Origin of the sequence: Phenylobacterium conjunctum (genome assembly GCF_042679085.1) — a bacterium.
Taxonomy (GTDB): domain Bacteria; phylum Pseudomonadota; class Alphaproteobacteria; order Caulobacterales; family Caulobacteraceae; genus Phenylobacterium; species Phenylobacterium conjunctum.
Genome location: NZ_JBHTLQ010000103.1, coordinates 1 through 4,194 on the forward strand (window position 1 = coordinate 1; position 4,194 = coordinate 4,194).

General features: G+C 68.0%; 5 protein-coding genes. All 5 read left to right on the forward strand.

Going from position 1 to position 4,194, the window contains the following annotated elements; all coding sequences use genetic code 11:
- On the forward strand, positions 1 to 758 hold a 758-nt coding region (gene odhB, locus ACFQ27_RS20585; protein ID WP_377354886.1), incomplete at its 5' end, for a 2-oxoglutarate dehydrogenase complex dihydrolipoyllysine-residue succinyltransferase.
- Positions 759 to 762: 4 nt separating this feature from the next.
- Positions 763 to 2,163 carry a dihydrolipoyl dehydrogenase gene (gene lpdA / locus ACFQ27_RS20590; protein WP_374343605.1) on the forward strand — a complete coding sequence of 467 codons (1,401 nt, stop codon included), beginning with the start codon at positions 763 to 765 and terminating at the stop codon, positions 2,161 to 2,163.
- 118 nt (positions 2,164 to 2,281) lie between these two features.
- A complete protein-coding gene (locus ACFQ27_RS20595; protein ID WP_377354887.1) occupies positions 2,282 to 3,184 on the forward strand; it encodes an alpha/beta hydrolase in 903 nt (300 codons plus the stop codon).
- Positions 3,185 to 3,240: 56 nt separating this feature from the next.
- Positions 3,241 to 3,603, forward strand: a complete 363-nt coding sequence (locus ACFQ27_RS20600) for a GNAT family N-acetyltransferase (protein WP_377354888.1) — start codon at positions 3,241 to 3,243, stop codon at positions 3,601 to 3,603.
- A gap of 64 nt (positions 3,604 to 3,667) precedes the next feature.
- Positions 3,668 to 4,153, forward strand: a complete 486-nt coding sequence (locus tag ACFQ27_RS20605) for a hypothetical protein (RefSeq protein ID WP_377354889.1) — start codon at positions 3,668 to 3,670, stop codon at positions 4,151 to 4,153.
- Positions 4,154 to 4,194: the final 41 nt, after the last annotated feature.

Sequence of the window (4,194 nt, forward strand, 5' to 3'; positions counted from 1 at the left end):
AAGCCCGCGCCGCCGCGCCGGCCGCCGCGCCTGCGCCCTCGGCCCCGCGTGAGATCCACGAACGCGAACAGCGCGTGCGCATGACCCGCCTGCGCCAGACCATCGCGCGCCGCCTGAAGGAAGCTCAGAACGCCGCGGCGATGCTGACGACTTTCAACGAGGTCGACATGACCAACGTCATGGCCCTGCGCAACCAGTACAAGGACGTGTTCGAGAAGAGCCACGGCGTGAAGCTGGGCTTCATGTCGTTCTTCGTGAAGTCGGTGGTCCAGGCGCTGAAGCACGTGCCGGACGTCAACGCCGAGATCGACGGCACGGACATCATCTACAAGAACCACTACGACATCTCGGTCGCCGTCGGCACCGAGAAGGGTCTGGTCACCCCGGTGGTCCGCGACGCCGACGCCATGAGCCTGGCCGACATCGAAAAGGCCATCGGCGCCCTGGGCAAGAAGGCCCGTGACGGCCAGCTGTCCATGGACGACCTGCAGGGCGGCACCTTCACCATCTCGAACGGCGGGGTCTATGGCTCGCTGATGTCGACACCGATCCTGAACCCGCCGCAGTCGGGCATCCTGGGCATGCACAAGATCCAGGAACGGCCGATGGTGGTGAACGGCCAGATCGTGGCGCGTCCGATGATGTACCTGGCGCTCAGCTACGACCACCGGATCGTCGACGGCCAGGGCGCCGTGACCTTCCTGGTCAAGGTCAAGGAAGCCATCGAAGACCCGCAACGCCTGCTGCTGGACCTGTAAGACCATGGCTTCGTACGACGTCATCATCATCGGCGGCGGCCCCGCCGGCTACAACGCGGGCATCCGCGCCGGCCAGCTGGGCCTGAAGGCCGCGGTGGTCGAGAAGCGCGGCACGCTGGGCGGCACCTGCCTGAACGTCGGCTGCATGCCGTCCAAGGCCCTGTTGCATGCCTCCGAGCTCTATGAAGCCGCGGCGGGCAAGGACTTCGCCACCCTCGGCATCGAGGTGAAGCCGACCCTGAACCTGGTCCAGATGATGGCCCAGAAGGCCGAGTCGGTGACCCAGCTGACCAAGGGCATCGAGTTCCTGTTCAAGAAGAACAAGGTCGACTGGGTGAAGGGCATGGGCAAGATCGCCGGCCCCGGCAAGGTCGAGGTGACCGCCGAGGACGGCTCGACCACCCTGCTCGAAGCCAAGAACATCGTCATCGCCACCGGCTCGGAGCCTTCGGGCCTGCCGGGCGTGGTGGTGGACAACAAGCGCATCGTGGATTCCACCGGCGCCCTGTCCCTGCCGGAAGTGCCGAAGTCGCTGATCGTGATCGGCGCGGGCATCATCGGCCTGGAGCTGGGTTCTGTGTGGCGTCGCCTGGGCGCCGAGGTGACGGTGATCGAGTATCTCGACCGCATCACCCCCGGCATGGACGCCGAGACCGCCAAGACCTTCCAGCGCTCCCTGACCAAGCAAGGCATGAAGTTCAAGCTGGGGTCCAAGGTCACGGGCGCCAAGACCTCCAAGACCGGCGTGTCGCTCACCGTCGAGCCGGCGGCCGGCGGCGAGGCCGAGACCCTGCAGGCCGACTATGTGCTGCTGGCCATCGGCCGGCGGCCCTATACCTTCGGCCTCGGCCTGGAGACCGTGGGCGTCGAGCTCGACAAGCGCGGCTTCATCCCCACCGACCACTTCAAGACCTCGGCGCCGGGCGTTTGGGCCATCGGCGACGCGATCCTGGGGCCGATGTTGGCCCACAAGGCCGAAGAAGACGCCGTGGCGGTGATCGAGATGATCGCCGGCAAGTACGCCCACGTGGACTATGACCTGGTCCCCAGCGTGGTCTATACGGCGCCGGAAGTCGCCTGGGTCGGCAAGACCGAGGAGCAGCTGAAGGAGGCGGGCGTGGCCTACAAGGCCGGCAAGTTCCCCTTCACCGCCAACAGCCGGGCCAAGATCAACCACGAGACCGACGGCTTCGTGAAGGTCCTGGCCGACGCCAAGACCGACGAGATCCTGGGCGTGCACATGATCGGCCCCCAGGTCGGCGAGATGATCGGCGAGTATTGCGTGGCCATGGCCTTCAAGGCCGCGTCGGAAGACGTGGCCCGGGTCTGCCACCCCCACCCGACCCGCTCCGAGGCCGGCCGGCAGGCCGCCATGGGCGTCGAGGGCTGGACCATGCAGGCCTGATCGCCACACTCGGGCGACAAGTTGAGCGGCGCTCCGAAAGGGGCGCCGCTTTTTCTTTGTCGGTTCGGCAAAGCCGGTAGTCTGTCGCCCAAGAAAAAGACCTGGGGAGTGAGACGACGTGACCTTCAAGGATCCCGAGATCGGCGCCGTGCGCGAGCTGCTGGCCGGCATGGGCGGGGACGGCTTGGCCGGACCCATCGACTATCCGACCCGCCGGGCCGGCATGGACGCCTTCGGCGACATGAGCCCGCCGCCGGAAGGCTGCACGGTCGAGGCCGTCACCCTGGGCGGCCGCCCGGCCGAGAAGCTGACGCCCAAGGGCGCCGCCGCCGACAAGGTGCTGCTCTACTTCCACGGCGGGGCCTATTCCCTGGGCAGCCCCAAGAGCCACCGGGGCCTTGCCGCCCACCTGGCCGCGGGCGCCGGGGCCACCGCCTACACCTCGGACTACCGGCTGGCGCCGGAGCATCCCTATCCGGCGGCGGTGGAGGACGGCCTGGCCGCCTACAAGGCCCTACTGGAGCAGGGCGTCGCGCCCGCCCGCATCGTGATGGCAGGGGATTCGGCCGGCGGCGGCCTGACCCTGGCCACGGCGCTGGCGGCGCGGGACGCCGGCCTGCCGGCCGCGGCGGGCCTGTTCCTGATCAGCCCCTGGGCCAACATGACCACGGCCGGCGCCTCCTATGCGGTCAAGGAGGGCAAGGACCCGATGATCAGCACGGCCGGCATGGTCGACTCCGCGGCCACCTACCTGGCCGGCAAGCCCGATGACGTCCTGGCCTCGCCGGCGCGGGCCGACTTCACCGGCCTGCCGCCGATCCTGATCCATGTGGGCTCGGAAGAGGTGCTGATGTCGGACTCGGTCGCCGTCGCCCAGCAGGCGGGCCTGGCGGGCGTGGGCGCGCGCCTCGAAATCTGGCCGGAGATGATCCACGTCTGGCACGCCTTCTACATGATGCTGGGCGCCGGCCGGCGGGCGATCGCGCAGGCCGGGACCTGGATCGGGGAGCGGCTGTCCTGATCGTCCGCCGCGCCCGCCTCGAGGAGCTGCCGATCTGCGCGGCCCTCTATCAGCGGGTGCTGCGCGAGACCTTCACCTGGCTGCCGGCCTGGCGGCACAACGCCCAGGCCTTCCTGAACGATGCGCGGGTGGAGGAGGTCTATGTGGCCGTCGATGACGGCCGCATCCTGGGCCTCGCCGCCTATCACCGCCCCGGCGATTTCCTGCATTCGCTCTATGTGGCGGAGCGGGGCCGGGGCGTCGGCAAGGCCCTGCTGGGCCATGTGCTGCGGGTCTCTCGCGGCGGGGTGACGCTCAAGTGCCAGGCGGCCAATGCGGCGGCCATCGCCTTTTACCAGCACGAGGGCTGGGTGATCCGGGCGCGGGGCGTCGATCCCGGCCCGCTGGGCGTGCCGTGGGTGCTTATGGCGCCGGGCTGATCACGCAGCTCTGGCTTGCGTCCTGCGTATTGCTCACCATCATGGCGAAGCTTGGGGGGCCGACATGGATCAGGAACCTGAAATCTATCGGGTCGGGTTCTGGCGAGTCTTCGAGGGCCGCCAAGGGTCCTTCATTTGGCTGGGCCTTAGCCTTCTCGCCCTCCTCTTTGCAGCCCTCGTCCGGGGCTGGGTGGGAACCTTCCTGTCTTTCGGCGCGATCCTGGGCTTGGTTGGCTTCTCGGTCCACATGGCCTGGAGCCGCCGCACGCTGGAACTCTGGCCTGATCGCATAGTGCTGAAGGGCTTTCTCGAGCGGCGTGAGCTTCGTTGCCGGGATATCCAAGGGTACCGCCGGACCTCAAGATGGGTCCGGGTGGTGATGAGCCCGCCTGAGAAGGGGGTGTGGATCAGGCAGGAGGATCCCGGCGACGCCTTGGGGCTGTGGCTTGACCCTCTGATTGATCTGAACGCCGCCGATTTCCAGCGCCAGCATGAAGAATTCCTCGCCGACCCCGGGACTGTCAGGAATTTCGTGTGTGGGCGGGCATAATGGGAAAGAAGGAGACCTCCCATGGCCCGACGCAAAGAGCC